The organism is Paenibacillus glycinis (genome assembly GCF_009909185.1).
Classification (GTDB): Bacteria; Bacillota; Bacilli; order Paenibacillales; family Paenibacillaceae; genus Paenibacillus_Z; species Paenibacillus_Z glycinis.
The window spans coordinates 73,373-98,748 of sequence record NZ_JAAAMV010000006.1; the positions used below are offsets into that span (position 1 = coordinate 73,373).

Annotated in this window: 27 protein-coding genes; 4 read left to right on the forward strand and 23 right to left on the reverse strand. The window is 58.3% G+C overall.

The genetic code is table 11. The features are described from left to right. Positions 1–221 precede the first annotated feature (221 nt). From GT019_RS11100 to GT019_RS11160, 12 genes are all read right to left on the reverse strand, one after another. Positions 222–1,262: a YheC/YheD family endospore coat-associated protein gene (locus GT019_RS11100; protein WP_161743212.1), complete on the reverse strand. Its 1,041-nt coding sequence runs from the start codon at positions 1,260–1,262 to the stop codon at positions 222–224. A 1,161-nt stretch (positions 1,263–2,423) separates the two neighbouring features. Then, on the reverse strand, positions 2,424–2,735 hold the full coding sequence (locus tag GT019_RS11110; RefSeq protein ID WP_161743214.1) for a WGxxGxxG family protein: 312 nt from the start codon (positions 2,733–2,735) through the stop codon (positions 2,424–2,426). A gap of 205 nt (positions 2,736–2,940) precedes the next feature. Continuing rightward, a complete protein-coding gene (locus tag GT019_RS11115) occupies positions 2,941–3,255 on the reverse strand; it encodes a WGxxGxxG family protein (RefSeq protein ID WP_161743215.1) in 315 nt (104 codons plus the stop codon). A gap of 711 nt (positions 3,256–3,966) precedes the next feature. Then, on the reverse strand, positions 3,967–5,604 hold the full coding sequence (gene groL, locus GT019_RS11120; RefSeq protein ID WP_161743216.1) for a chaperonin GroEL: 1,638 nt from the start codon (positions 5,602–5,604) through the stop codon (positions 3,967–3,969). A 76-nt stretch (positions 5,605–5,680) separates the two neighbouring features. Then, complete coding sequence (gene groES, locus GT019_RS11125) at positions 5,681–5,962, reverse strand: co-chaperone GroES (RefSeq protein ID WP_161743217.1); 282 nt, start codon at positions 5,960–5,962, stop codon at positions 5,681–5,683. Between the two features lie 199 nt (positions 5,963–6,161). Then, positions 6,162–6,902 carry a twin-arginine translocase subunit TatC gene (tatC, locus tag GT019_RS11130; protein WP_161743252.1) on the reverse strand — a complete coding sequence of 247 codons (741 nt, stop codon included), beginning with the start codon at positions 6,900–6,902 and terminating at the stop codon, positions 6,162–6,164. Between the two features lie 167 nt (positions 6,903–7,069). Continuing rightward, entirely contained in the window at positions 7,070–7,300 is a 231-nt protein-coding gene (locus tag GT019_RS11135) for a twin-arginine translocase TatA/TatE family subunit (protein ID WP_161743218.1), read from the reverse strand. A gap of 63 nt (positions 7,301–7,363) precedes the next feature. Further along, positions 7,364–8,431: a molybdopterin-binding protein gene (locus GT019_RS11140; RefSeq protein WP_161743219.1), complete on the reverse strand. Its 1,068-nt coding sequence runs from the start codon at positions 8,429–8,431 to the stop codon at positions 7,364–7,366. Next, a complete protein-coding gene (locus GT019_RS11145; protein WP_161743220.1) occupies positions 8,428–8,922 on the reverse strand; it encodes a MogA/MoaB family molybdenum cofactor biosynthesis protein in 495 nt (164 codons plus the stop codon). The genes GT019_RS11140 and GT019_RS11145 overlap by 4 nt, the downstream gene beginning before the upstream one ends. Positions 8,923–8,977: 55 nt before the next feature. Then, a complete protein-coding gene (moaC, locus tag GT019_RS11150; RefSeq protein ID WP_161743221.1) occupies positions 8,978–9,454 on the reverse strand; it encodes a cyclic pyranopterin monophosphate synthase MoaC in 477 nt (158 codons plus the stop codon). Then, entirely contained in the window at positions 9,445–10,080 is a 636-nt protein-coding gene (locus GT019_RS11155; RefSeq protein ID WP_161743222.1) for a 5-formyltetrahydrofolate cyclo-ligase, read from the reverse strand. The genes moaC and GT019_RS11155 overlap by 10 nt, the downstream gene beginning before the upstream one ends. Next, positions 10,077–10,298, reverse strand: coding sequence for a hypothetical protein (locus GT019_RS11160; RefSeq protein WP_161743223.1), 222 nt, complete (start codon positions 10,296–10,298; stop codon positions 10,077–10,079). The genes GT019_RS11155 and GT019_RS11160 overlap by 4 nt, the downstream gene beginning before the upstream one ends. Here GT019_RS11160 and GT019_RS11165 point away from each other — a divergent pair. Then, complete coding sequence (locus GT019_RS11165) at positions 10,287–12,227, forward strand: ABC-F family ATP-binding cassette domain-containing protein (RefSeq protein ID WP_161743224.1); 1,941 nt, start codon at positions 10,287–10,289, stop codon at positions 12,225–12,227. The genes GT019_RS11160 and GT019_RS11165 overlap by 12 nt on opposite strands. 258 nt (positions 12,228–12,485) lie before the next feature. On the opposite strand, the gene GT019_RS11170 is transcribed toward GT019_RS11165, so the two are convergent. The 11 genes from GT019_RS11170 to GT019_RS11215 form a co-directional block, all read right to left on the reverse strand. Further along, entirely contained in the window at positions 12,486–12,854 is a 369-nt protein-coding gene (locus GT019_RS11170) for a hypothetical protein (RefSeq protein ID WP_161743225.1), read from the reverse strand. 509 nt (positions 12,855–13,363) lie between these two features. After that, complete coding sequence (locus GT019_RS11175; protein ID WP_407945077.1) at positions 13,364–14,968, reverse strand: 2-isopropylmalate synthase; 1,605 nt, start codon at positions 14,966–14,968, stop codon at positions 13,364–13,366. A 924-nt stretch (positions 14,969–15,892) separates the two neighbouring features. Then, positions 15,893–16,924: a tRNA (adenosine(37)-N6)-threonylcarbamoyltransferase complex transferase subunit TsaD gene (gene tsaD / locus GT019_RS11180; protein WP_161743226.1), complete on the reverse strand. Its 1,032-nt coding sequence runs from the start codon at positions 16,922–16,924 to the stop codon at positions 15,893–15,895. After that, positions 16,905–17,411 carry a ribosomal protein S18-alanine N-acetyltransferase gene (rimI, locus tag GT019_RS11185; protein ID WP_161743227.1) on the reverse strand — a complete coding sequence of 169 codons (507 nt, stop codon included), beginning with the start codon at positions 17,409–17,411 and terminating at the stop codon, positions 16,905–16,907. Before rimI ends, tsaD begins: the two co-directional genes overlap by 20 nt. Next, the gene (gene tsaB / locus GT019_RS11190; RefSeq protein ID WP_161743228.1) at positions 17,398–18,378 is read right to left on the reverse strand and encodes a tRNA (adenosine(37)-N6)-threonylcarbamoyltransferase complex dimerization subunit type 1 TsaB; all 981 of its coding nucleotides are present in this window, start codon (positions 18,376–18,378) and stop codon (positions 17,398–17,400) included. Before tsaB ends, rimI begins: the two co-directional genes overlap by 14 nt. 3 nt (positions 18,379–18,381) lie before the next feature. Continuing rightward, positions 18,382–18,864: a tRNA (adenosine(37)-N6)-threonylcarbamoyltransferase complex ATPase subunit type 1 TsaE gene (gene tsaE, locus GT019_RS11195; RefSeq protein ID WP_161743229.1), complete on the reverse strand. Its 483-nt coding sequence runs from the start codon at positions 18,862–18,864 to the stop codon at positions 18,382–18,384. Between the two features lie 17 nt (positions 18,865–18,881). Then, positions 18,882–19,988, reverse strand: coding sequence for a thiamine-phosphate kinase (gene thiL / locus GT019_RS11200; RefSeq protein WP_161743230.1), 1,107 nt, complete (start codon positions 19,986–19,988; stop codon positions 18,882–18,884). 155 nt (positions 19,989–20,143) lie between these two features. Continuing rightward, positions 20,144–21,010 carry a YitT family protein gene (locus GT019_RS11205; protein ID WP_161743231.1) on the reverse strand — a complete coding sequence of 289 codons (867 nt, stop codon included), beginning with the start codon at positions 21,008–21,010 and terminating at the stop codon, positions 20,144–20,146. Between the two features lie 265 nt (positions 21,011–21,275). Beyond that, positions 21,276–21,431, reverse strand: coding sequence for a hypothetical protein (locus GT019_RS31580; RefSeq protein WP_201755343.1), 156 nt, complete (start codon positions 21,429–21,431; stop codon positions 21,276–21,278). 280 nt (positions 21,432–21,711) lie between these two features. Next, on the reverse strand, positions 21,712–21,900 hold the full coding sequence (locus GT019_RS11210) for an H-type small acid-soluble spore protein (protein ID WP_161743232.1): 189 nt from the start codon (positions 21,898–21,900) through the stop codon (positions 21,712–21,714). 1 nt (position 21,901) lies between these two features. Continuing rightward, positions 21,902–22,087 (reverse strand): hypothetical protein, encoded by a 186-nt coding sequence (locus GT019_RS11215; RefSeq protein ID WP_161743233.1) that lies wholly within the window; start codon positions 22,085–22,087, stop codon positions 21,902–21,904. Positions 22,088–22,237: 150 nt separating this feature from the next. On the opposite strand from GT019_RS11215, the gene ku reads away from it, so the two are divergent. Genes ku through ligD form a run of 3 tightly spaced genes read left to right on the forward strand, consistent with a single transcriptional unit; the run spans position 22,238 to position 25,326 of the window. Next, positions 22,238–23,167, forward strand: coding sequence for a non-homologous end joining protein Ku (gene ku / locus GT019_RS11220; RefSeq protein WP_161743234.1), 930 nt, complete (start codon positions 22,238–22,240; stop codon positions 23,165–23,167). After that, positions 23,168–24,436: an ATP-dependent DNA ligase gene (locus GT019_RS11225; RefSeq protein WP_161743235.1), complete on the forward strand. Its 1,269-nt coding sequence runs from the start codon at positions 23,168–23,170 to the stop codon at positions 24,434–24,436. It begins immediately after the preceding gene. Further along, positions 24,433–25,326, forward strand: a complete 894-nt coding sequence (gene ligD / locus GT019_RS11230; RefSeq protein WP_161743236.1) for a non-homologous end-joining DNA ligase — start codon at positions 24,433–24,435, stop codon at positions 25,324–25,326. Before GT019_RS11225 ends, ligD begins: the two co-directional genes overlap by 4 nt. Positions 25,327–25,376 lie beyond the last annotated feature (50 nt).

Here is a 25,376-nt window from a genome sequence, read left to right on the forward strand (position 1 = left end):
ACCTGAACTGCTTCTTAATCGTAATGATTTCGGCGTTAATCAGGTCAATAAGCCGGTCCGTCGCCATCAGAAATAGCGGCTTGAGGGTGTTGAACGAGCCCATTTGGTTTTGACAAAATGAAAAAAGTCATGATTTTCCTGGCCTTTAACGAGATAATGTTCTTATCACCCGACAACCTGCTATATGTCACGTGTCCAAGCGTTTACCCATATACTGATCATCACAAAGAGCGCTTACCGCACAAGTAACTTGCATATTGGATCGGGCGCTGATAAACGACGGAACGGTTAGGAATGCCTCGGTACAGATCCTTCTGGGGCTTGCCGTTCAGCTCGATAATCCAAGGATGCGCTTCGCTGTCCAACGCGATGTCGACGCTGAATTCGCCCAGATGGTAATCGGTCTCCATGTCGAGGATCTCCGCCGTTCTGAGGCTGACATCATATATGGAAGTCATGATGGCTTGAACCTTGACTGGCGGGTATAACTTCTTAAGGATATCCTGAGACAAACAAGTTTTTATGAAAAAGCTCGTATTAAAGCTGCCTTTATGGGCGATTCGACTCACGAGATTCGTGACGGACCACAGCCCCTGCTCATTCTTCTGAACAAGGGATCGAATATCGAAGACCTGCCCGTCAATTTGGCGAATTGGGATTCCCTTTTGCACGATGTACTGAGTGGAGCCAATCAAGTTCTTCATATGATCCTGAAAAAATGCAAGATCGCTCGTCGCCGTCTTGGGGGCGAAATAGTGCTGACCCACGCGGGCATTTCCCCATGAATTCATTTCCGCTCGGTACACCCCTTTGCCCATGCATCCGAATAGCGGTTTAAAATAAATCTCCTTATGGCGCTCCAGCATGCTCATCACGTCCGCTTTTTCATAAGGAACCGTCTCCGGCAGATTTGACGTGAGCCACCTATTTAGCTTGTTGAAAATATCCAGCTTGTTTAGCTGATTAATATGGTTAAAGCAATGATCTTCTCCGATCGCAGCTCCCAGTCTATCGACTAGCTGAGGATCCAAGCCGTAACAGCAGTTATACACGACTTGGGGAAAAGGAAATCGGCCGAAAGACCATCTTCCTTTAACGCGTTGCAATCCGAGCACCGTCCGGCCTTTCCAATCGATAGAAGTAGGAGTGAAGGAGATCAGTTTCACACCTGCCGCGTTGTGCGATAAATATTGGCTAAGTAAGTATTTCCTTTGCGTTCGATTCGCGACAAGAATTCCTACGAACCCGTTTTTGATAGTCATAGCCGGCCTCCGTCTAGAAATCGCAAGATTCATATGATCATGGTATGTAAGCCACCCCTTACCCGCATGGACAACAATACAACGCAGCTCAAAAAAATCGGTACGCAACGATTCAATGTGGAATATGGTATGTGTGGGTAACCTCACCGGATTTAAACCCAGTCCGATTACATTAAACGAGGAGTGTGTAAACAGTCAATGGGTAGATTACCAGGTATTCCCGGACCTCCCGGACCAATAGGTCCTCAAGGATTAACAGGATCCACGGGCGCACAAGGACCCGCTGGTCCAACAGGCATACAAGGTCCTCCCGGACCAACAGGCATACAAGGTCCTCCCGGACCAACTGGTCCCGCCGCTCCTGATATGTTCGCCTTCTTGTGCAGTACGGTCGACCAGGTGGTCGCAGCCGCGGCTGCTCCCGGCGCCCAAGGTGGAGCCGTTACGTTCAACAACTTCTTAATCAACTCTACGGACGTATCCTTTACTGCACCTTCCACCGTTAACATCCTGTCGACAGGATTTTATCGAATTACTTGGGAAGTGTTTCCGACTCCTGGCAACTCCGCCTTCGGCTTGTTCTTCGACCCGGACGGTGCTGGTCCAACTCCGCCGGCACTCGTACCTTGCAGCAACTACGGATCAAGCGCGGGTAACCAACCGTATCCAGGCCAAGTCGTTACCCAGTTGACCGCTGGCGGAACGCTCACACTCAACCGGATCGATAACATGGGTGCCTTGACTTTGCAAGCAAGCATCGGTGGCGGAACGCCTGTCACGAGTGCATCGCTTGTCATTGAGAGATTAACCTAATAAATTAATCATCAGCGCAGCTTCCCTTTGGATCGGCCAGGATCCTTGGGGAAGCCTATTTTGTTTATTTGCATTTCATGAACGGAGTTTGTATTGGACTCTCGTGATTGGCTTCCGGATAAACCACGTTTCGTTGTAAAAAGTTGCTCTTTGCCACGTTATCCTCCTTCTGCCGGTCCAGCAGACGGCAAGGTTCGACCACCGGTGACAGAGCTCAATAGGATTGTGATTGCATACGGAGAATGGCCTGCTAACCGGACGGCGGACCTCCCTTCTTTCGTGAGAATGATAAAAGCCCTGGCGATCAATCGCCGGGGCTTTTATTTTGTTTGCTGTTCTGTCTCTAAATTATCTACGTTCTGGTTCGCGATTATGACTACGACCTCTCAAGCCAATCAGACCAAGCAATCCCAACCAGCCAAGCCAATCCCAATCCATTCCATTGTCATCATTCACAGCATTAGCGCGATAGTTGCCACCAGCAGTCGATGTAGCATTGTAGCTGTTTGTATTCATTCCTTGGCTGTTATAAGATTGGTTGTTCATGCCACCGTCGTTACTTTGGTTCGAAACTGTTCCGTGAGCGCTTAGTACGCCAGCGCTTAACATTAAGGTTAAGCAGCCTATCAGCAACAATGTAAGAAGAAATTTCTTTCTCAAGGTAATTCACTCCTCGATGGGTTGTTTGAATTTCTTAGTTGGTTTTCCCGTAATGGATTTTGATTATTCTGTTCACTTGCCCCACGTGTTCGGAATAGATATCAATCTGCGGGAGAGGCAGACTAGAAGATTTTACATTGAAAAAGTTATTCAACAACTTCATCCAAACAAAAAAGCCCCTGTTGTACAAGGGCTTTTTTCCAATTTAGGTACGGGCACGGTCATTATCACGAGAGCGACTTCTCATGCCAGCTAAACCGATTAGACCTAGAAGGCCTAACCAGCCCCAATCGAAATCATTGTCATCGTTAACTGCATTAGCCCGATAGTTCCCTCCTGTAATTGAGGTCGCGTTGTAGCTATTCATCGAACGGTTGTCGTAAGACTGGTTGCTTGGGGTAGAAGGTGAGGTCATGCTATTTACAGGATTTGAGCCCGCAGCGCTTAAAATTCCGGCGCCGAGCATTAGCGTGAAGCAACTCAGCAGTGAAAACGTCAAGAGATATTTCATTTTCCTCATGGAAAGTCAACTCCTCAACTGATTTTGAAATCAACTTTGGTTTGCCCGCTAAGGAATTGAAATATGCAATTTATCTTATTCGTTATTTTCTTTTATACATAAAAGGAAGAAAAACAAAAGGAACAAAAAGGAGAAACGGGAAATTAAACATCTTGCCAATAAGCCAAAACAAGCCGCTGACTAAGATGGTTATAACCAAACTATACAAACATCCCTTACCGGACATATTACTAAAAAAGAACACTTTGTCCCTCCTACCTTAAGCGATTATTAACAACATTCCTAACGATGGAGCAAATGTAACAATTATATTTTGACCCTTTGATTTGTTTAAAATTTTCACAATAGACACATCTCATACTGTTAGTCACCTCCGCCAATATTATGCCCGGTGGTAAATAATACGTATTCGTGTCCCTTAGTTGGAGGAACCCTTAAAATTGAAGTTGTCTTATAAGCCAAACACAAAAAAACCGCAGGTGAATGCCCGCGGGGTTTCGTTCACTTGTATAAATAGACCTTTTTTTCTTTTAATCCCATGATAGCCTTCCCATGGACAAACGGAATGCTGACGAGAAGGTGAATATTCATTTCAAAGATATTCTTCCGGCAACTCGTTTGCAAGCAACGTGACTTTTTCGTGACTTAAAACAAAAAACGGGGCCATAATGGCCCCGTTTCCTTTGGTATTACTGGCTTTTGCAAGGCAGCTTACATCATGCCGCCCATGCCGCCCATTCCACCCATGCCGCCCATGTCAGGCATGCCTGGTTTGTCTTTTTCCGGTTTGTCGGCAACAACCGCTTCGGTCGTCAGGAACATCGCCGCTACGGAAGCCGCGTTTTGCAGTGCGGAACGCGTTACTTTCGCAGGGTCAACGATACCTGCTTCGAACATGTTTACCCACTCGCCGGAAGCTGCATTGTAACCTACGCCGATTGCTTCGCCTTTAAGACGCTCAACGATAACCGAGCCTTCTTGACCGGCATTAGCCGCGATCGTGCGAACAGGCTCTTCCAGTGCGCGAAGCACGATGTTAACGCCCGTTTTCTCGTCGCCCGTTGCATTTACGGCCGCTACGGCTTTGTATACGTTCACGAGTGCAGTACCGCCGCCGGAAACGACGCCTTCTTCAACCGCTGCGCGAGTCGAGTTCAGGGCATCTTCAATGCGGAGCTTGCGCTCTTTCAATTCGGTTTCCGTCGCTGCGCCGACTTTGATAACCGCTACGCCGCCGGAAAGCTTAGCCAGACGCTCTTGCAGTTTCTCGCGGTCGAAGTCGGAAGTCGTTTCTTCCAGCTGCGCGCGGATTTGGTTGATGCGGACATCGATGTCCTTTTTGTCGCCGGAGCCGTCGACAACGATCGTGTTTTCTTTCGTGACGCGGATTTGACGCGCGGAGCCGAGTTGATCCACGGTCGTGGCTTTCAGCTCAAGACCCAGCTCTTCCGTGATCACTTGGCCGCCGGTCAGGGCAGCGATATCGCCCAGCATCGCTTTGCGGCGGTCGCCGAAGCCTGGAGCTTTGACAGCCACGCAAGTGAACGTGCCGCGCAGACGGTTAACGAGCAAGGTTGCCAATGCTTCGCCTTCAACGTCTTCTGCGATGATCAGCAATTGTTTGCCGGATTGCACGACTTTCTCCAGAACCGGCAGGATCTCTTGGATGTTGGAGATCTTCTTGTCCGTGATCAGGATGTACGGATTGTCGAGGACAGCTTCCATTTTATCCGTGTCGGTGATCATATACGGGGAGAGGTAGCCGCGGTCGAACTGCATGCCTTCAACCACTTCAAGCTCCGTTACGAAGCCTTTGGATTCTTCGACCGTGATAACGCCGTCGTTGCCGACTTTGTCCATGGCTTCCGCGATCAGTTGGCCCACTTCTTCGTCGCCGGAGGAGATGGAAGCTACTTGCGCGATCGATTCCGTGCCGGCAATCGGCTTCGCGATCACTTTCAGCTCTTCGACAGCCGCGCGAACGGCTTTCTCGATGCCTTTGCGAATAACCATCGGGTTAGCGCCTGCCGTTACGTTTTTCAAACCTTCGCGGATCATCGCTTGCGCCAGAACCGTTGCGGTCGTTGTTCCGTCGCCGGCAACGTCGTTCGTTTTCGTAGCGACTTCTTTAACCAGCTGCGCGCCCATGTTTTCGAACGCGTCTTCCAGTTCGATTTCTTTCGCGATGGACACGCCGTCGTTCGTGATCAGCGGGCTGCCGAATTTCTTCTCGAGTACCACGTTGCGGCCTTTAGGACCAAGGGTAACTTTAACTGCGTTCGCCAGGGCGTCTACACCGCGCAGCATTGCGCGACGAGCGTCTTCGCCGAATTTAATGTCTTTCGCCATCGTTGATAACCTCCTGAATAATGATTAGTTTAGGTACGCAAGCTTAACCATGTATGTGGAGCCAAAGCGCTGCGGCTTAGCCCAAAATCGCGTGGATGTCGCTTTCTTTCATAATCAAAAGCTCTTTGCCTTCGTACTTTACTTCGGTACCGGCATATTTGGAGAACAAAACGCGGTCGCCTTCCTTGACTTCAAGCGCAATGCGCACGCCGTCCTTAACCGCACCGCTGCCTACAGCGATAACTTTGCCTTCTTGCGGCTTTTCTTTGGCCGTGTCTGGCAGCAAAATGCCGCTTGCAGTCGTTTCTTCTTTCGCGATTGGTTCGATCAATACGCGTTCACCCAAAGGTCTGATCATGAAAATAGCCTCCTTTAAATAGTTGTGCAACTTTTGTTAGCACTCGCAATCGTTAAGTGCTAATAACCATTTCTAATAATACCGATTTCGCGGATGGATTTCAAGTCTTTCGCCGTCGATTTCATAGGAATTTTACAACAAGCTCCCCCTAAACGGATAAAGGCGGCGGACAAAAGAAAAAGCCGGCGCGCGGCCGGCCTTACGTTCCGTATTCTTCTTCCCACGCCTGATCGGCCTGCAGCTGTTTCTTGTAGACGACGCTCGAGAGCATCACGCTGATCTCGTAGAGGAGGATGAGCGGGGCGGCCACCAAGGCGTCCGAGATGAAATCCGGCGGCGTCACGACGACCCCGACGATGATGAGAATGAAGTAAGCGAGCTTGCGCATTTTCTTCAACCGCTTCGGATTCAGGATCCGCAGCTTCGTCAGGAACATGATCACGATCGGCAGCTCGAACAGCAAGGATATCGGAATCAGGATATTGAACAAAAACGAGAAATATTGAATGACCCCGTACGTCTCGACGAGATTCAAATGCTTGGCGACGTCCGTCGTGAAATTAAACGCCATCGGAAACACCACATAATACGAGAACGACAATCCGACCAGAAACATGACGAGCACGAACGGCACGAACATGAGCGTGGCGCGCTGCTCTTTCTTCCCGAGCGCCGGCTTGACGAAAGCCCACAGTTGATAAGCAGCGGCCGGCAACGCAAAGACGAGCGCGATGACGAGCGCGAACTTCATGTACAGGCCGATTCCGTCCCACAGCGAGAAGGCGTTCAGCTTCATGCCCTTCACCGGATCTTGGGTCACCATGTAGTTGTACACCGGATCCGCCAAAAACAGCCCGATGATCATCCCGACCACCAGGAAAACGAGGGTGAAAATGATTCTTCGCCGCAGCTCGCCGATATGGTCGAACAGCGTCATCATTTTATCGCCGCGCTGGGTTTCCGTCGTATCGGCCGAATCTAGGTTGGCCACCTGCAGTGTCACCTCTCTTTACGCGCATAAACGGCATGCGCCGTCCGCGAAATGCGGACAAGCGTGAACGCGCTTACGCAAGCTAATGTCCGCTTCAAGAAAAAAAGCGGGCCCCACTACTCTGGGAGCCGCTTGTCTTCGCCGCGATCTTCCGAACGGTTCACTTCCACTCGCTTCGACGGTTTGCGATCGTCGTGGTCGTCCTCCATGATATCCTTCGCGCCCGCTTTGAATTCCTTCAACGTCCGGCCGAACGCCCGGCCAAGCTCAGGCAGCTTATTCGGTCCGAACAGCAGCAGCGCCACCAATGCGATAAGCAGAAAACCCGTTACGCCTATTCCGCCCATGGTACATACCTCCTTCATATTAGGCTTGCCATAGAATAAATCCGCTTCAAAAGCGGAGGTTCATCAAGGTTGTCGCTTGCCGATGCCCGTCTCCCACGTTTGCGCCGTAAGGAGGCCGCCATAGCCCATCGTGACGATGTCGCGCCTGTCGATGACGTCGCCGGCGAGTATTCGCGGCAACAGCGCGTTGAACGACGTATACGGATCGTGCATGACGCATCCGGGAAGGCCCATGATCGGAATCCCGTCCAAATAGCCCATGAGCAGCATCGAGCCGGGAAGCATCGGCGTCCCGTAATTGACGATGCGCGCGCCCGCTTCCGCGATCGCCGCAGGGGTACGGTCGTCGGGGTCTACCGACATTCCGCCAGTTACGACTATCATATCATAGGACTGCTGCCGCAAGTAGTGTATTTCCTTGACAATTGTTTGACGGTCGTCCGGGGAAAACCGCTGTTCGGCGATCTCGGAGCCGAGCGACTCGACGATCCTGCGCACGGCCGGGCCGAAACGGTCCTCGATGCGCCCGGAGAATACTTCGCCGCCGGTCGTCAGCATGCCGATTCGGAACTTCCGCAGCGGCTTCAGCCCGATCGGGCCGCGTCCTCCGTGCAGCTCGCGATACTCGGCGACAAGCTCCTCGACCGCGGCGACCTTGGCCTCGGGCACGACGAGCGGAATGACGCGCGTGGCCGCAAGCTGCCCGCCCGGCATGACGACGGCATGCGTCCGCAGCGTCGCCAGGGCGATCTCCCCGAGCTCGTTAATGGCATGAACGACATCCGGTTCGATGACGGCGAGCGCCGGCACGTCCAGCGCCGACTTGACCGCGACTTTGCCCTCGTGCGGCTCGGTCAGCAGCAGCCCGTCGTCCTTCAGCGCCAGCGCCATCCTGCCCGCGGCGTCATCCTCGTGAAGCTCGCCATCGCCAAGCTCCAGGATGTAGATATGCTCTTTGCCGATATCGAGCAGCTTCGGGATGTCCGACTCGGCGACGACATGCCCTTTCTTGAAAAGCCGCCCTTTGAACTGCCCCGGGATGATCTGCGTCAAATCATGCGCGAGCACGAGTCCGACCGCTTCTCGCACCGGCACTTCCTTCAGCAGCGTTCCTTGCTTCCCTTCGCTCATTCCGCATGATCCCCCGTCCGTCCGGAGAGGATGTTCAGCGCATGCGGCAGCTGATCCATGATCGCCATCAGGTTCTCGTGCACGCCCTTCGGACTGCCCGGCAGATTGATGATCAGCGAGCGTCCGCGAATGCCGCAGACGCCGCGCGAGAGCATCGCGCGGCGCGTGCGCTGCATGGCGCCGAGTCGCATCGCTTCGGCAAGCCCCGGCACGATGCGGTCGATGACCTTCAGCGTCGCCTCCGGCGTCAGGTCCCTCGGGGCAAGCCCCGTGCCGCCCGTCGTGATGACCAGATCCGCTTGAAAATAATCCGTCATTTCAATTAATGCCGCCATGATCTCGTCCTGCTCGTCGGGCACGATCCGGTAATCGACGATTTCTCCGCTAAGCTCTTCCTCGACCAGCTCGCGAATGACCTGCGCGCTGGTATCCTCGCGCTCGCCGCGCGAGCCTTTGTCGCTTGCCGTAAGCAGCGCCACTTTCCACCGCATTCGCTTCTCCCCCAATCAGTAGGTTTATAAAAAAATGCCGGTTGCGGCATGAAATTTAAACGCCGTTAACGGAATAATCGCCGTTCTTGCCGCCGCTCTTGGAAGCCAGGTAAGTCGGGCCGATCACCATGTCCTTCTGGAGCGCCTTGCACATGTCGTACACCGTCAGCGCCGCCGCGGATACCGCCGTCAGGGCTTCCATTTCGACGCCGGTCTTGCCGGTCGTCTTCACCGTTCCTTCTATATAAAGCTCGTTCGCGCCGTTATCCGCGAACGCCAGATTGACGCCGGTGAGCGGAAGCGGATGGCACATCGGAATCCAGTCCGACGTCTTCTTCGCCGCCATGATGCCCGCGACCTGCGCCACGGCGAGCACGTCGCCCTTGCCGACCGTGCCGGCCTTGATGCGCCGCAGCGTCTCTTCCGCCATCGTGACGGTCGTCCGCGCGACGGCGACGCGGGTCGTCACCTCTTTGTCCGATACGTCGACCATTCGCGCCCGGCCCTGATCGTTAAAATGGGTCAAATCCATGACATGCCCCTCCCGTTGAATCCGACTTCGGTAATGACGCCGTCGACGCGGACGTCATGCTGGTCCATCGGCACGGCCTTCAGCCGCTGCGTTTCGTAAGCCAAACCGATCCATTTCGGCATCTCGCCCCCGGCATCCCGTACCGTCAAAGCCAGCCGCTCATGGAAGCGGTCGTAGTACCCGCCACCGTATCCGAGCCGGCCGCCTTCGTTATCGAAGGCCAGTCCCGGAACGAACACGACATCGGGCACGTAAGACGCGTCGCAGCGGCTTGCCGTCGCCGGATCGGGCTCCCGGATGCCGTAGGCGCCCGGCGCGAGCTCGTCCCATGCCTGGACGACGTACAATTCCATCGACCGATCGCCGGTCAAGGAACGCGGGACGACGACCGTGAGCCCGGTGCGCCAGCACCATTCGATGAGCAGCGTCGTATCGAGCTCGGAACGGAACGGGACGTAAGCCATGACGCTACGCATCGGCGTTCCCCGTTCATTCCGCAGGCGAAGCCATTCCACGGCCCGCTGGCACACCGTATCCGACCAAGCCATCCGGCTTTCCTCGGGCAGCCCGTCCCGCCGGAGCTTCGCCGCCAGCCGGGCCTCCCGCTTTTCCTCCGACCGATTCATCCCATTCCCCGCTTTGCTTCAAGGTTTGCCGTTCCTGCTGTTTTCTGACCATAGTTGTTATTTAGTTTACCACTGTTGCCCATATTTCGCCAACCGAGCCCAAGCGAGAAAACGGCGTTTCCGGGCAGGAAGACGGTCGCGCGATGCCTGGTTTTCATGTAAACTGGTACAAAGGCAATTTCTTCAGGTTGGAGGTAACGGGAACCATGCTTCTTCAAGTTTCGGATGTATCCAAAAACTACGGCGTCAGCAGCGTGCTCACGTCCGTGACCTTCCAGGTGCTGCCCCGCGAACGGGTAGGCCTCGTAGGCGTGAACGGCGCGGGCAAATCGACGCTGCTGCGGATTATCGCGGGCGAAATCTCGGCGGATTCCGGCACTGTTTATAAATCGAAAGAAACGACGATCGGCTATTTGGCGCAATCCAGCGGGCTGCAGTCGGACAAGACGATCGAGGCGGAGATGCGCGCCGTGTTCGCCCATCTTACCGATGCCGAGCGCGAGCTCCGCGCGATGGAGCAGCAAATCGCCGATCCGGCGCTGCACGGCGACGAGAAGCAGTACGAAGCGGTGCTGAACCGCTACGCCCAGCTCTCGGACTGGTTCAAGGCCAAGGGCGGCTTCGAGATGGAAACCCGGATCCGCAGCGTGCTGCACGGGATGGGCTTCGGCCATTTCCCGCCGGAGACGGTCATCTCCACGCTCAGCGGCGGGCAGAAAACCCGCCTCGCGCTGGCACGGATCCTGCTGCAGGCGCCCGATCTGCTCATGCTCGACGAACCGACGAACTATCTCGACATCGAAACGCTGACCTGGCTGGAAGATTACCTGCGCGGCTACGAAGGCGGCATTCTCGTCGTTTCCCATGACCGCTATTTCCTGGACGCCGTCGTCGGCACGATCGTGGAGATCGAGCGTCGCAACGCCAGGCGGTACACGGGCAATTACAGCCGTTTCATCGAGATCAAAGCCTCCGAATTCGAAGCGCAGATGAAGCAGTACGACAAGCAGCAGGACGAGATCGCGAAGCTGGAAGACTTCGTGCAGCGCAACATCGTCCGCGCGTCTACTACGAAACGCGCGCAGAGCCGGCGCAAGGCGCTCGAGAAGATGGACCGTCTCGACAAACCGCTCGGCGATTTGAAGAAGGCGCATTTTTCCTTCGAAATCGAGCGGCAAAGCGGCAACGACGTGCTGGATGTCCGCGATTTGTCGATCAAGTTTCCCGAGAAAAGCGACCCGCTCTTCCGCAACGTGACGTTTCGGCTCGAACGCGGGGAGAACGTCGCGCTCGTCGGTCCGAACGGGATCGGCAAATCGACGCTGCTCAAGGCGCTTGTCGATCAGCAGCCGTACGAGCAGGGCTCGATTCGCTGGGGCACCAACGTCAAGATCGGCTATTACGATCAGGAACATACCGGGCTGAACCATGCCAATACGGTGCTGGAGGAGCTGTGGAGCAGCTATCCGCATATCGAAGAGGCGCGGATCCGGACCGTGCTCGGTAATTTCCTGTTCAGCGGCGACGACGTGAAGAAGAAGATCAGCACGCTGAGCGGCGGCGAACGCGCGCGCGTCTCGTTGTCGAAGCTGATGCTGGCGCACGCCAACATGCTCATTTTGGACGAACCGACCAACCATTTGGATCTGTACAGCAAAGAAGTGCTGGAAGGCGCGCTGATGGATTACGACGGAACGCTCCTGTTCATTTCCCATGATCGTTACTTCTTGAACAAGATGGCGGAGCGCATTGTCGAACTGCATCCGCAGGGGACGGAACATTTCCTGGGAAATTATGACGAAATGATCCAGAAAAAGCGGGAAATCGAAGAGCTGCAGCAGGAAACGCTGTCAGCTTCGCAAGGAAAACAGGGCAAATCCGCTCCGATCGCGGAAGCCGCGCCCATAACCTCCTATGAAGCCGACAAACAAGCGAAGCGTGACGAACGAAACCGGCTTCGCAAGCAGGAACAGTTGGAATCCGACATCGCTCGCTTGGAGGACGAAATATCGGCGCTCGAAGCACAGCTGACCGATCCCGAGGTGTACAACGATTATGTAAGGGTCGGCACGATCCAGAGCGATATCGATACGCGAAAGGCGCAGCTGAAAGAGGTCTACGAGATGTGGGAGGAGCTTCTGGCCTAACGCCGGTTCCGCCGCCGCATCGCCTACGGCGATTGCGGTCGATTTGGTCGCCGACATGATTTTACGGCGCTTTTAGCGCGTGCAGCAGCAAAATAGCAGCACCGATCCTGAATCCGGACAGCACCTCAGCTGTCCGGATTATTGTCGTCCAATCCCAGACCGATAGTAGCTGGCGCAGCCCGTCGATTGCGCGTGTTATCCGCAGGTAGACAACTGAACCGGAAGAACCCGATTCCAAACTTGATGGAGGTGCTCCGGCTACATCGCCGTGCTCAGATTCGACAAGCCTATCGCCGAATCCTTAACGGCTTTAAGTCCATTCGACAGCAACGAAAATTCGCTCCGCAAACTATTAATGGAAGCAAGCAGCCCCGATCGTGCAGCGCTCAATGGCTGAACCGCGTTCTTCGCCGGCGAATCCGAGGCGGGCCGGAGGCCGTTCAAATCCCGCAGTCCAGCCGCCGCGAGTCCCGCCAATGCATTCAGAATCACGATTCCGTTGTCCGGCTCGTTCGCCTGCCAGCAAAAGAAGCAAGTCCGCCGGACGTCGTCTCCAAGGCCGCTTGCCCCCAAGCCGTCCGCCAATCGAACGGCGCCTTGGCGCGCCTTCTCCGACGCGTCCGTCAACTCCGCCGATTGCCCGTTCCTTATTCGTCCTTCATAGCAAGTAGGTTTTCCCGATGATTCGAAAAGGAAACCGTCTTGCGGCGGCGCTTCGTAAAGGAGCGTTTGTCAATCTATCCCCTCTTTCCACAGATCTATCCACAGCAGAGGACAAATTGCGCGGCAATTCTGGCACCTATTTTGTCGAATAACCCGAACAAATTTACCGTTTCTTTAAGAAGCCTTCACATAGCCTCGGGTTAGCTCAAAATATATTCCCATTATCCACATTATCCACAGGTGAGCTGTGAAAAACTTATCCAACTTTTATTCACATTGTAAACGCCCAATTTTCGCGGCTTTTACATGTTTATGCACATTTTACCTGTCGACTGTGGATAACGCTGTGGAAAACGAAAAAGCAGGGGATATCCCCTGCTTTCGCCGTTTAGCATCTGTCATTCATCAGGTTCGTTCGTATAGCTGCTTCATTGGTGCGTTTAACTCCACGGGCCGATCAGGCTGGCGTAACGTTAACTGCTCTTCGCTGCCTTGGCCGAATCGCCTTGGTTCGCCTGCCCGCTCATGAGCAGCTGGTTGCACGCCGCCACGTAAGCCTGGGCCGATGCCAAAATGATATCGTTATGCACCGCCGTGCCGCTGTAACGCTTGCCGCCGCGCACCACGCTGACGACCGCTTCGCCGCGGGCGTCTTCCCCCGTGGACAACGAGTGCAGCTCCAGGTCCTCGAATTCCGCTCCCGCCGGAATCGCCTGCTGCAGGCAGCGGATGACCGCTTCGAGCGGACCGGTGCCCGTTCCCGCATACGTGCTTTCTTCCTGCGAATCCCGCTCGCGTATCGTGACCGACGCTATGCGCGAACGCTGCGAGCCCGCCAGCACCTGAAGGTCGACGAGCACGTACGGATCATGCTGCACGTCCGTCGTCTCGCTCGCGAGCCGCACCAGCACGTCGTCCGGCACGATTTTGAGCTCGTCGGCTTTCGCCTTGAAACGATCGTACACGTCCTGCATCTGCGCCTCGTTCAGCTCGATCCCGAACTCCGCCAGACGATGCTTGATGGCATGGCGCCCGGAGTGCTTGCCGAGCACGATCATGCTACGCGGGATGCCCATCGCTTCGGGGTCCATAATCTCGTACGTATTGCGGTTCTTGAGCAAACCGTCCTGATGGATGCCCGATTCGTGCTGGAACGCGTTCCGCCCGACGATCGGCTTGTTGTAGGCGATCGGAAAATTCATCTGCCGGCTCACCATGCGCGACGTCTCGTAAATCTCCCCCATGACGATGCCCGTCTCCGCGCCGATGGCGGATTTGCGCGTCTCGATCGCCATGACCAGCTCTTCCAGCGAGCAGTTGCCGGCGCGTTCGCCGATGCCGTTGACCGTGACTTCGATCTGGGTCGCGCCGCCGGCGATGGCCGCGAGGCTGTTCGCGACCGCCAGGCCGAGGTCGTTGTGGCAGTGCGCGCTGAACTGCACGTTATCCGCTCCGCGCGCTCCCGCTCTGACGTCGCGGAACATGGCGCCGTACTCTTCCGGAAGCGCGAATCCGAGCGTATCCGGCAAGTTGATGATCGTCGCGCCTTCGGCGATGACCGCTTCGACCATCTCGATCACGAACTCCCGGCCGGTGCGGCTGGAGTCCATCGCGGAGAACTCGATCTCGTCGACGAACTGCTTGCCGTAAGCGACCATCTCGCGGGCGATGTTCACGACCTGCTCCCGGGATTTCTTCAGCTGGAAATCCAAATGGATATCCGACGAGGAGATAAACAGGTGCAGGCGTCTGCGCGCCGCGTCCGCCGTCGCGCGGACGGCCGCGTCGATGTCGCCGCGAATGGCGCGGGCAAAGCCGGCGATCTCGACATTATGGAGCTCGCGGGAAATTTGCTGCACGGCGGCAAACTCGCCCGGGCTCGATATCGGGAAGCCGGGCTCGATGACGTCGATGCCGAGCTTCGCCAGCTGGCGGGCGATGACGATCTTCTGTTCCGGACGCAGCGTCGCGCCCGGCGACTGTTCGCCGTCGCGAAGCGTCGTATCGAAGATGCGGATCATTTTGTTGGCGGAATTGGCGGTTCTATCGGCACTGACATTGGCATTGGATTGGGTCATGGTTGGTTCCTCCTGATATTTTGGGTTTGGGTGCTTCGTCCCGACGGCCGGACAACAGAAAAAGCCCGTCGTCTCTTCTGAATCAAGAGACGACAGGCTTCATAGGCATGCCGCGGTACCACTCTCGTTGCCCGGACGCATGGCCGGACCCGCTTAAGCAGCGGCAATCGGCCGGAAGGCCGGCGCCCGCTGCACCCGATGACGGGGGTTAGCCGTAACGAAGTAGCGACGGCAGCCGGGCGTCCTCCGGACGGCGCCTTCCGCGTTCCCTCGTTCCGCTCCCAGGCGAGTTCGGATGTCCTTCGTCTGCGTCGCACCTCCCCGCAGCTCTCTGCTTCCCGGACCTTCTTCCTACTGCTCCTGTTCAACGCGTTGTTTCGCTGTATGTGTTCGTTCGCTGCTGATTTGATGCACGTTTCGCCTGCTTGCTGCTCATCCGCCACTTCGCTGCCCGAAACCGCCGGACGCCCGCTGTCCCGAAAATCAAAAAAGTCCGCCGTCTCTTTATTCAAGAGACGACGGACTGTAAAGTCCGGCGCGGTACCACCCTTGTTGACGATTCCCTCGCGGGGCAACCGTCCACCTTAAGCATGACGACCGACTCTAGAAATCGAAGGTCATGCACCCGATCACGGAGGTTAACCGTAATGGCGTACGCGAGCTCCCTTCAGCCTTGGCCTTCGGCCGATACTGAAACCCGTTCCGCCGCTCCGCTCCCAGGCGAGGTTCAAGCTGCCATCGACTGCGTTGCACCAACCCGCAGTTCTCTGTACCCGGCGTTCGCTTTACTGCTCCTGTTCGTCGCGTTTCGTTGATTGAAGTGTTGTTGCTTATTATAGGCCTAACTTAAATCGTCTGTCAATTCAGAATGACAAAAAGTTGAAAAATCGCAATAGGATCCCGATGCCGCCGTTCGCGCGGCGGCTAAACCGACCATTCCTCCAGCGACAGTCCGGGCTCGGCCTTCATGTCGAGCGGCGTGAATTCGCCGCGCGTCCATTTGAGATGCGCCGCCGCGCCGATCATGGCCGCGTTGTCGGTGCAAAGCTTGAGCGGCGGGATCAGCAGCGGAATGCCCGCTTCGCCGCAGCGCGCGGTCAGCTCGGCGCGCAAACCGCCGTTCGCGGCGACGCCGCCGCAAAGCAGCAGCTGCTTCGCGCCGAATTCGCGGGCCGCCCGGAGCGCCTTGGTCGTCAGCACGTCGATGACCGAGGCTTGGAAGCCCCGGGCCAGCGCGGCTTCGCGGATCGTCTCGCCCTTCATGGCGGCGGTGTTGATGCTCGCGAGCACGGCGGATTTCAACCCGCTGAAGCTGAAATCATAGGAATCCGCCTCTAGCCAAGCGCGGGGCAGCGGAACTTCTTCCTCCGCCGCCTGCGCGAGGCGGTCGATATGCGGTCCGCCGGGATACGGGAATTTCAGCGTCCGCGCCACCTTGTCGTACGCTTCGCCGACGGCGTCGTCGCGGGTGCGCCCGACGATGCGGAACTTGCCTTCGCGCTCGAGCAGCACGAGCTCCGTGTGCCCGCCGGAAGCGACGAGCGCGAGGCATGGATATTCGATCTCATGCACGAGTTCGTTGGCATAGATATGGCCAGCGATGTGATGCGTGCCGATAAGCGGCAGACCGAGCGCCATCGCCAGGCCTTTTGCGGCGACGATGCCGACGAGCAAGGCGCCGACGAGTCCCGGCCCCTGCGTCACCGCGATCGCGGACAGGTCGCGGAACGTCACGCCGGCTTCCGCAAGCGCCTCCTCCATGATGAGCGTGATGGACTCCACGTGCTTGCGCGAGGCGATCTCGGGCACGACGCCGCCGAACCGGCGATGCGTTTCGATTTGGCTCGATACAATGTTGGATAAGATCGTTTTGCCGCCGCGGACGACGGCCACGGACGTTTCGTCGCAGCTCGTCTCGACGGCGAGGATCAGTTCATTAGGTGCGTTCTTCGTCATACCATTGCTCCAGTCCAGAGGACTCCGGCAAATCCGCCCACATGATCAGGGCATCCTCCATATTGTCCGAATAATAGCCGGGGCGAATGCCCGACGGCTCGAAGCCCAGCTTGGCATAGAGCCGCTGGGCGATGTCGTTGCTCACGCGCACTTCCAGCGTCATGCGGCGCGCGCCGAACAAGACGGCCGTCCGCTGCAGCTCCGTCATCAGACGCTCGCCGAGCCCCTGGCCGCGGTAGGCTTCGCGCACGGCGACGTTCGTGACATGCGCTTCGTCCATGATCGTCCACATCCCGGCATAGCCGATCACGTCGTTCTCGTAATCCATGACCATGTAGCGAGCGAAATGATTGTTCGTCAGCTCGTTCACGAACGCTTCCTGCGTCCATGGCGTCGCGAAGCTCTCCAGCTCGATGGCGACGATCGTCGGCACGTCTTCCAGCGTCATCGAGCGAAAAACGAGGCGGTTCCGGTCAATTGGCGTCATCGCGAACAGCTCCTTCCGCGGCGGTTTCCTTGGTCTGCTTCTCCTGCAGCTTGACTTCCGCTTCCGTCAGCTGCGTGTAATTCGGGGCAAACGCATGCACGTCGTCGCGCTCTCCCGCGGCAAGCCGCTTCGCGCCGAGCGCGGCGACGGCCCGCCCTTCCATCCATGCGGGCAGCTTGCGCACCTGCACGCCCGGACAGAGCGCCTGCAAGCGATCGGCTTCCGCCTCGTGCAAGGCCAGCTCGCCGACGATCCAGATCGCCGCCGGACGCGCCGCGTCGTCGGCCGCGGCAACCGCCTCGGCCAGCTCGTCCACCCAGTCGCGCATGAGGCGGATCGCGTCGCTCGCAAGCCGCTCCCAGCCTCCGGGGACGTTCTCTTCTCCAGCGGAGAAGGAAGCCGTATACACCTGGCCGCGTCTGGCGTCCATGATGGGCACGATCCATGCGTGCCCAGGTGTACGCATCCCCAAGGGCGCTTGCTCTACCGGCACCGGCATGGCCGATCCTGTTACGACGGCAGCCGATGGGGATATTAAGCCGCCGCCGGATGCAATTGCGCCTTCAGACGGCACAACGTCCGCGGAGGACGCATCGCCGCGTCCTTCGCGCTCCGCCAGCCAACGTCCGAAACCAAGCGCCTCCAGGCTGGAAATGCCGACAAGCGGCTTGTCCCACACCCAAGCAAGCGTCTTGCCGAGCGACACCGCGATGCGCATGCCCGTATAGGAGCCCGGCCCCCGGCCGATGGCGATGCCGTCCAGCTCCTCCGGCTGCACGCCGCATTCCGCCAGCATCGCGTGCACGGTCGTCACCGTGTGCACGGAGTGATTGCGCTCCGCGAGCGACTGCACCTCGCGCAGCACCTCGCCGCCGCGCACGAGCGCGGCCGCCAGCGCGGCGGTCGACGTATCGACCGCCAGCACGAGCGGCCCGTCCGGGCCGCCCAGCGTTCTATGTTCATCCATGACTTACTTAGCTCCCATTCCCTGTAATTGCCCGCACCATGCCGCATAGCGCGGACCGATGCCGGTGATCGCGATCCGCCGGGCTTCTCCGCCCAGATGCGCGATATAGATTTGGAGCCTCTCCGGCGGTAGCAAGGCTTCGATCAAGCTCGCCCACTCCACGATCGTCACGCCGTCGCCGAAGAAATAATCGTCGAGGCCGAGCTCGTCCGCCTCCGGCTCCGACAGCCGGTAGACATCCATATGATAAAGGGGCAGCCGCTCGCCCTTGTATTCCTTGATGATCGTGAACGTCGGGCTGTTGACGATGCCCGGCACGCCGATTCCCTTGGCGTATGCCTGCGAGAACCGCGTCTTGCCCGCGCCGAGGTCGCCGTCCAGCGCCAGCACCGTGCCCGGCATCGCCCAGCCCGCCAGCGTCTCCGCGAGCAGGACCGTGCCGGACTCGTCCTCGACCGTCCATACGACTTCCATCTTTTCGCTCATGCTAACCTTCCACCTGCCTACCCGCCAAAATGATTATAACCCCGCTTCGCGAGCGGCTCGCGCCGCGGCGACGAGAACCTGCCGCGCCTACTGCCCGGTCCGCGCTCGCCGTAATCGCGGACCAGTTCGACCCCGGCGGGGCCTTGCTCCGCCTCGCCGATGAGGTACATCGGCAGGCCGGCCGCTTCCAGCTCGGCCTTGGCCGCGTCCGCGTCCTCGGCTGCGATGGTCCCCAGCAGCGCGTAATCTTCGCCGCCGTAGAGGATCCAATCCAGCGGATCCACGCCGGCGCGATGCGCGTAAGCGGTCAGGCTGCCGCTCCTCGGCAGCCGCGACTCGCGGAGCGCGAGCTTGACGCCCGAAGCCTCGGCGATCTCCCAGGCTTCGCTGGCCAATCCGTCGCTGACGTCGTTCAGCGACGTGACCGTGCCGCGCGCGGCCAGCAGCGCCGCCGCGCGCACGGAAGGCGCCGGCCGGCGGTGCGCCTGCACCAGCGCCGCCGTGCCTGCCGCTTCGGCCGCGGCCGGCGGCACGGGCCGCGGCGAATCGCCCCCGCCCGCCGCAGCGCTGCCCGCGGCGAGCAAAAAATGCAGACCGGCCGCGGCCATCCCCGCGGCGCCGGTCACGAACACGGCATCGCCGGGCCGCGCGCCCGCCCGGCGGATGGCCTTCCCGGCCGCCACGGTGCCCGTAACCGTCACGGCCACGACCAAATGCAGCGGCGACGACGTCGTGTCGCCGCCGACCACCGCGACGCCGTAATGCCCGGCGCACGCGTACAGCCCGTCATAGAGCCGGCGCACGCGCTCCGGCCCCCACGCCTTCGGCGCGCTGACCGAGACCAGCGCGTGCCGGGGCGTGCCGCCCATGGCCGCGATGTCGCTGACGTTCGCGGCCAGCGCTTTCCAGCCGACGTCTTCCTCCGCCATCGTCGCGTCGTTGAAGTGGACCGTCTCCACCATCGTGTCGACCGCCAGCAGCCATTCCGCCGGGCTTTGCTCGTCCGGCGGCAGCGCCACGACCGCGGCATCGTCCCCGATGCCGGTTACGACGCCCTGCGACGCGAGCAGCGCAGCGCTTTGCCGATGCTCCGTCCAATGACGGATGCGTGCGAATTCGTCCACTTTCCACCCTCCAATGGCACCGCTCACGATTCCGTCTAATTGACCTTATTATATCGGTCAGCCCGCGGACCCGCAACAAAAGCGGGCAAGGCCGCGCGTCTTGCGCGCGGCCTTGCCCGTATTTTCGCGATTATCGGCTGCCGGCCGCACGGTCGTCAGTGAATATCCCGCTTCTTGAAGCGTCCGCCCTTGACGTCGTGAATGTTCCCGACCGCGAGGAAGGCCGAAGGGTCCAGCTCCTGGACGATCGACTTCATCTTCGCCTCCTCCAGACGCGTGATGACGCAGAAGATGACCCGCTTCATGCCGCCCGAGAAGGCGCCTTCGCCCTGCAGGTACGTGACGCCCCGCCCGAGGCGGTTCATGATGGCGTCGCCGATTTCCTTCGCTTCTTCGCTGATGATCCAGACGGACTTCGATTGATCGAAGCCCTCAAGCGTCACGTCGATCATTTTGAAGGCGATATAGTACGCGATCAGGGAATACATCGCGCTGTCCCACGTGAAGACGAAGCCCGCGCTGCCGAGAATGAAGAGATTGAAGAACATCACGATCTCGCCGACGGAGAACGCCGTTTTCTTCGTGAACAGGATCGCGACGATCTCCGTGCCGTCGAGCGAGCCGCCGAACCGGATGACGAGTCCGACCCCGATGCCGAGGATGACCCCGCCGATGACCGGCGCCAGGAACGGGCTGTAGGTCAACGCCTTCACGGGATGGAGCAGCGTCGTGCCGATGGACATGACCGTAACGCCGTAGAGCGTCGAAAGCGCGAACGTTTTGCCGATCTGCTTATAACCGATAATGAGGAAAGGGACGTTGAGCAAAAAGAGAAAGATGCCTAGGGTCACGCCTGTAATATGGGACAAAATGATGGAAATGCCCACGATGCCGCCGTCGATGATGTTGTTCGGCACGAGAAATATTTCCAGAGCTACCGATACGAGCGCCGCACCAATCGTAATAAATACGATCCGCCGCAGCAATTCAAGCTTTGAAATCTTATAATGCTGTTTCGCCATATCTTCTCCCCCTAACGCATGGATGGCTAAAATTCCATCTTCTGCATCCATTATACCTTGTTTTCGACCAAATTCAAAATGAAAAGCCGATTTATCTTGTCGTATGTATCGTTTAAATCTATCTACCTTCGAATTACGCTGATTTGATGTTACATTTCACCACGATAAAGCAACGTAACCCGCTTGGGATTGTTTGCGGACAAACGAAAAAAGCCCGAGCCGCCAAGGGCCCAAGCTTTACAATTGACGATTCATCGTCCGTCGATCAGAATTTCGTCAAGACGTAATGCGCGAGAAAATACAGCACGCCGAAGAAAATAATCAGGTATGCCGCATACTTGATGAAGGTGGACGCGACCAGGCTGGAATCCGATTTGCGCTCGATATGACGCTCTTCGACATCGATATCGCGATGTGCCATTCGTAACCACTCCCTTCTGCTCGGTTCGCGGCTAGAACCGCCGTCAGGAAGGTTTTACCCGTCTTCGCGGGACGTTAATCAGGCGAATCAGCGCGCTCGGCACGAGGGAGGCATTGCGGCTTTCTTTCAACAGCCGCCGGGAAACGCAGACGAACCCCGAGCGCGCGATTCGCGCCGGGGTCGTCTCTCTTCCGTTCTCGCGGGTTCGTTCTTTTCGGTGCGCGTCTTGCCTCGCAACTTTTGGTTTCGCTTGCCTACGGCCGGCGTTCTTCGCTTGCGGCTATTCGCCTTCTTGCTCCGTCAACCGGTCGCAGGAAACGGTCTGCGTATTGAGCGGGTCCGAGCCGACCTGCACCGTCGCCATGCCGTTCGCCTCGTCCACGTTCTCGATCCAGACGGACTTGTCGCCCAACTGAACGGCGAAGGTGTCCTTCGAATTGTATATTTCCATTGCGCGTTTCGTATCCATGCTATTCCCTCGCTTCGATCTCCATCGTGTCGGTGGTGGTTTCGTCAATCAGGCCGTTATGCTGCGTCACTTGGCCCCCGCCCAACCCTTCATTCACCATCCGGTCGATGTCCATGAAAAAGTCTTCGCGGCCTTCGTGCTTCTTGTCGTTGCTCGACCCCGTCGGGGAATTTCCGGCTTCGGTCATTCCGCTTCGCCCCCTTCTGCTGAAATGATGGTTGTGCTAACGAAAATATGCCCGAACCGGCTTAGCTTCATGCATTCGGGGGAACACTGAAGCTAGAGGAATCTTCATGCAAACGCACGCAATGCCAAATCGAAAAGGAGGAATGCATTCATGCATACCGTTTGGAAAGGAGCCATCAGCTTCGGCCTCGTGCACGTTCCCGTCAAAATGTTCTCCGCGACCGAGGACAAGGACATCTCCATGAAGCTGATCCACCGGGTTTGCGGCAGCAACGTCTCCTACATTCGCAAATGCCCGACCTGCGAGGTCGAGGTCGAGTGGGACGACATCGTCAAAGGCTACGAATACGAGAAAGGCCGGTACGTGCTGTTCGAGAAGGACGAGCTGGAACAGCTGTCCGGCGAAGCCACGAAGACGATCAACATTTTGGACTTCGTCGCCTTGGAGGAAATCGACCCGATTTATTTTCAGAAAACCTATTACCTCTCGCCGGATCAGGCAGGCGGCAACGCGTATAATTTGCTGCTGGAAGCGATGCGGCAGTCCGGCCGGATCGGGATCGCCAAAGTATCGATCCGCTCCAAAAGCTCGCTCGCGGCCATCCGGATCATCGACGACTGCCTGGCGATGGAGACGATTTTCTACCCGGACGAGATTCGCTCCGTGAGCCAAGTGCCGGGTCTGCCGGACTCCGTCAACGTCAACGAGAAGGAATTGATGATGGCGCGCATGCTGATCGAACAGCTGTCCACGCCGTTCGAGCCGGCGAAATACAAGGACGACTACCGCGACCGGCTCATGGATCTCATCCAGCACAAAATCGCCGGCGAGGACGTATCCGTCGCGCCGGAAGCGCAGAAGACGAACGTGCTCGACCTGATGGCCGCGCTGCAGGCCAGCCTCGAGGCCGTGAAACTTCCGCCGAACGCGCCCGGCGGCTTGGACACGAACGCGGCAGGCGGCGCCGCGCCCGGCGATGCGGCCCAGCCTGCGGCCGATGCGGCCGGAGGCAGCGAGGTCGTCGCGAAAGTGAAGACGTCGCGGCCCCGCAAATCCAAGAAGGAAGACACGGTGTCGTAGATGGAGCAGCCATGGCCGCAGCATTTGTCCGATGATCCATCCTCGTATCCGGCTTCGGACGGCGATTCGCCCGTCATCCCGCTTCCCTCCGAGCCGATGGCGCCGCTGTCGTCGGGCGAGCTGCCTTCCGGCAGCGACTGGGGCTATCAGCTGAAATGGGACGGCGTCCGCATGCTGGCCCGGCTGAACGGGCACGGGCAAGTGGAGTTGTTCTCGCGAAAGCTGTACTTGAAGAACGCCGTCTACCCCGAAATCGTCGCGTTGCTGGAAGCCAAAGCCGCCGAGCTCGGTCCCTGTCTGCTCGACGGCGAGGTGGTCTGGTGGGACGGCATACGGCCGAACTTCCAGCAGGTGCTGAAACGGGAGCGGTCGCGCGTGCTCGCGCGGCATGCGCTGCCCGAAGCAGGCGCGCGCCCGACAATGCCTGGCGTGCCGGGCGGCGGGGCTATAATCGGCGAGACTTCCGCTCGAAGGAATGCCGTTGTCGGGGGTTCCGCTGGCAGGACTTCCGTCGGCGAGACCGGCGAGACTTCCGTTAATAGCGAAGCCTTAACAGGCGAACAAGACATCCCCGGATCGCATGCATCCGCCGCTTCTGCGGACAAGCCAGGCAGCCCAGCTTCCCCGTCGGCCGCAGCCGAATCCCTTGCCAACGCCAAATCGTACGGCGGACTCGTGTACGTGCTGTTCGACCTGCTGGCCGACGGCGGCGGCGACCTAAGCCGGCTGCCTTACGAGGAGCGGCACGGTCGGCTGACCGCCTTGATCGGAACCGGCGATCCGCGTCTGTTCGCGACGGATCTGTTCCAAGACGGCGAAGCGCTCTGGTCCTGGGTGGAAGCGAACCGGTGGGAAGGCGTCGTCAGCAAACGGCTGTCCAGCCCGTACCGCGAAGGCAAGAAGCACCGCGATTGGCTGAAAAAGAAGATCGAGCTCATCCTCGACGTCGACATCGTCGGGCTTAAGTGGCGAAACGGCATCGTGGCAAGCCTCGTGATGGAGCTGGAGGGCGGCTATTTGGGCAGCGTCTCGCTCGGCTTGAACGACGCGCTGCGCAGGGTCTTGGCTTCCACCTTCCGTCCGCAGCGTTCCCATCTGGCCGTGGTGGCCTGTCCGTTCCCCGGCATGCCCGAGGATCTGAAGAACGAAGACGTGCAGTGGCTGTCCTTGCCCTTCCGCTGCCGGGTGACCGGACTCGAGCTGACTTCCGCCGGCCAGCTGCGCCATCCCAAGCTGGTCACGTTCCTGCCGAAGGAGCCGCTGTCATGAGCCGCGCGGTCAAAGGCACGATTCTCGTGGCCGGGCAGGAGCTGACCATCAGCAATCCGGATAAGCTGCTGTGGCCGGAGATGGGCATCACGAAAGCCGTGTTTCTCCAGCGCCTGGCAGGGCTCGCGCCTTGGCTTCTGAAGCACTGCCAGGACCGCCTGCTGACGACGATCCGCTTCCCCGACGGGGTGAACGGCAAATCCTTTTATCAGAAGAACTGTCCGACGCCCGCGCCGGACTTCGTGGAAACGGAGCCGCAGGGCGGCATCGATTACGTCAAGCTGACCTCATTGCCGGTGCTGTTATGGCTCGGCAATTTGGCCTGCCTGGAGTACCATGCATCCTTCGACCGCGTCAGCGATCCTGCCCATCCGACGGAATGGGTGCTCGACCTCGATCCCTCGCTAGAAGAGGAGCCGCGCATCATGGAGGCGGCGCTGCTGGCCGGCGACCTGCTCCGGTCGCTCGGCATCGCATCCACGGCGAAAACCTCCGGCGCGACGGGCGTCCAGATCATCGTGCCGGTGATCCGGGACCTGACGTTCGACGAGCTGCGGCGCATCGGCGAATTCGTCGGCACCTACCTGTCGGACAAGCATCCCAAGCTGTTCACGGTGGAGCGGCTCAAGAAGCACCGGGGCGACCTGATCTATGTCGATTATTTGCAGCATTATCAAGGCAAAACGATCATCGCGCCCTATTCCCCGCGCGCTCGCGCCGCCGCCAGCGTCTCGACGCCGCTGCATTGGGACGAGGTGCGCCGGGACGCGGCCATCGCGGACTATCATCTGCTGAACATCGAGAAGCGGCTGCAGCGCGAAGGCGATCTGCTCGACCGCATTCCCGCCCAGTCGCTGCGGCCGATCCTGTCGTTCATCGGCAAGAGGTAGGCCTTCGGCCGTATCGACGCAGCAAGGCCGCCATCCTTCGCGGATGGCGG

Bases quoted from the DNA above. Each gene is read 5' to 3' on its own strand.
- GT019_RS11100 (WP_161743212.1), bottom strand. From the start codon at position 1,262: ATGACTATCAAAAACGGGTTCGTAGGAATTCTTGTCGCGAATCGAACG.
- GT019_RS11115 (WP_161743215.1), bottom strand. From the start codon at position 3,255: ATGAGGAAAATGAAATATCTCTTGACGTTTTCACTGCTGAGTTGCTTC.
- groL (WP_161743216.1), bottom strand. From the start codon at position 5,604: ATGGCGAAAGACATTAAATTCGGCGAAGACGCTCGTCGCGCAATGCTG.
- groES (WP_161743217.1), bottom strand. From the start codon at position 5,962: ATGATCAGACCTTTGGGTGAACGCGTATTGATCGAACCAATCGCGAAA.
- tatC (WP_161743252.1), bottom strand. From the start codon at position 6,902: ATGATGACGCTGTTCGACCATATCGGCGAGCTGCGGCGAAGAATCATT.
- GT019_RS11135 (WP_161743218.1), bottom strand. From the start codon at position 7,300: ATGGGCGGAATAGGCGTAACGGGTTTTCTGCTTATCGCATTGGTGGCG.
- GT019_RS11140 (WP_161743219.1), bottom strand. From the start codon at position 8,431: ATGAGCGAAGGGAAGCAAGGAACGCTGCTGAAGGAAGTGCCGGTGCGA.
- GT019_RS11145 (WP_161743220.1), bottom strand. From the start codon at position 8,922: ATGCGGTGGAAAGTGGCGCTGCTTACGGCAAGCGACAAAGGCTCGCGC.
- moaC (WP_161743221.1), bottom strand. From the start codon at position 9,454: ATGGATTTGACCCATTTTAACGATCAGGGCCGGGCGCGAATGGTCGAC.
- GT019_RS11155 (WP_161743222.1), bottom strand. From the start codon at position 10,080: ATGAATCGGTCGGAGGAAAAGCGGGAGGCCCGGCTGGCGGCGAAGCTC.
- GT019_RS11165 (WP_161743224.1), top strand. From the start codon at position 10,287: ATGCTTCTTCAAGTTTCGGATGTATCCAAAAACTACGGCGTCAGCAGC.
- GT019_RS11175 (WP_407945077.1), bottom strand. From the start codon at position 14,968: ATGACCCAATCCAATGCCAATGTCAGTGCCGATAGAACCGCCAATTCC.
- tsaD (WP_161743226.1), bottom strand. From the start codon at position 16,924: ATGACGAAGAACGCACCTAATGAACTGATCCTCGCCGTCGAGACGAGC.
- rimI (WP_161743227.1), bottom strand. From the start codon at position 17,411: ATGACGCCAATTGACCGGAACCGCCTCGTTTTTCGCTCGATGACGCTG.
- tsaB (WP_161743228.1), bottom strand. From the start codon at position 18,378: ATGGATGAACATAGAACGCTGGGCGGCCCGGACGGGCCGCTCGTGCTG.
- tsaE (WP_161743229.1), bottom strand. From the start codon at position 18,864: ATGAGCGAAAAGATGGAAGTCGTATGGACGGTCGAGGACGAGTCCGGC.
- GT019_RS11205 (WP_161743231.1), bottom strand. From the start codon at position 21,010: ATGGCGAAACAGCATTATAAGATTTCAAAGCTTGAATTGCTGCGGCGG.
- GT019_RS31580 (WP_201755343.1), bottom strand. From the start codon at position 21,431: ATGGCACATCGCGATATCGATGTCGAAGAGCGTCATATCGAGCGCAAA.
- GT019_RS11210 (WP_161743232.1), bottom strand. From the start codon at position 21,900: ATGGATACGAAACGCGCAATGGAAATATACAATTCGAAGGACACCTTC.
- GT019_RS11215 (WP_161743233.1), bottom strand. From the start codon at position 22,087: ATGACCGAAGCCGGAAATTCCCCGACGGGGTCGAGCAACGACAAGAAG.
- ku (WP_161743234.1), top strand. From the start codon at position 22,238: ATGCATACCGTTTGGAAAGGAGCCATCAGCTTCGGCCTCGTGCACGTT.
- GT019_RS11225 (WP_161743235.1), top strand. From the start codon at position 23,168: ATGGAGCAGCCATGGCCGCAGCATTTGTCCGATGATCCATCCTCGTAT.
- ligD (WP_161743236.1), top strand. From the start codon at position 24,433: ATGAGCCGCGCGGTCAAAGGCACGATTCTCGTGGCCGGGCAGGAGCTG.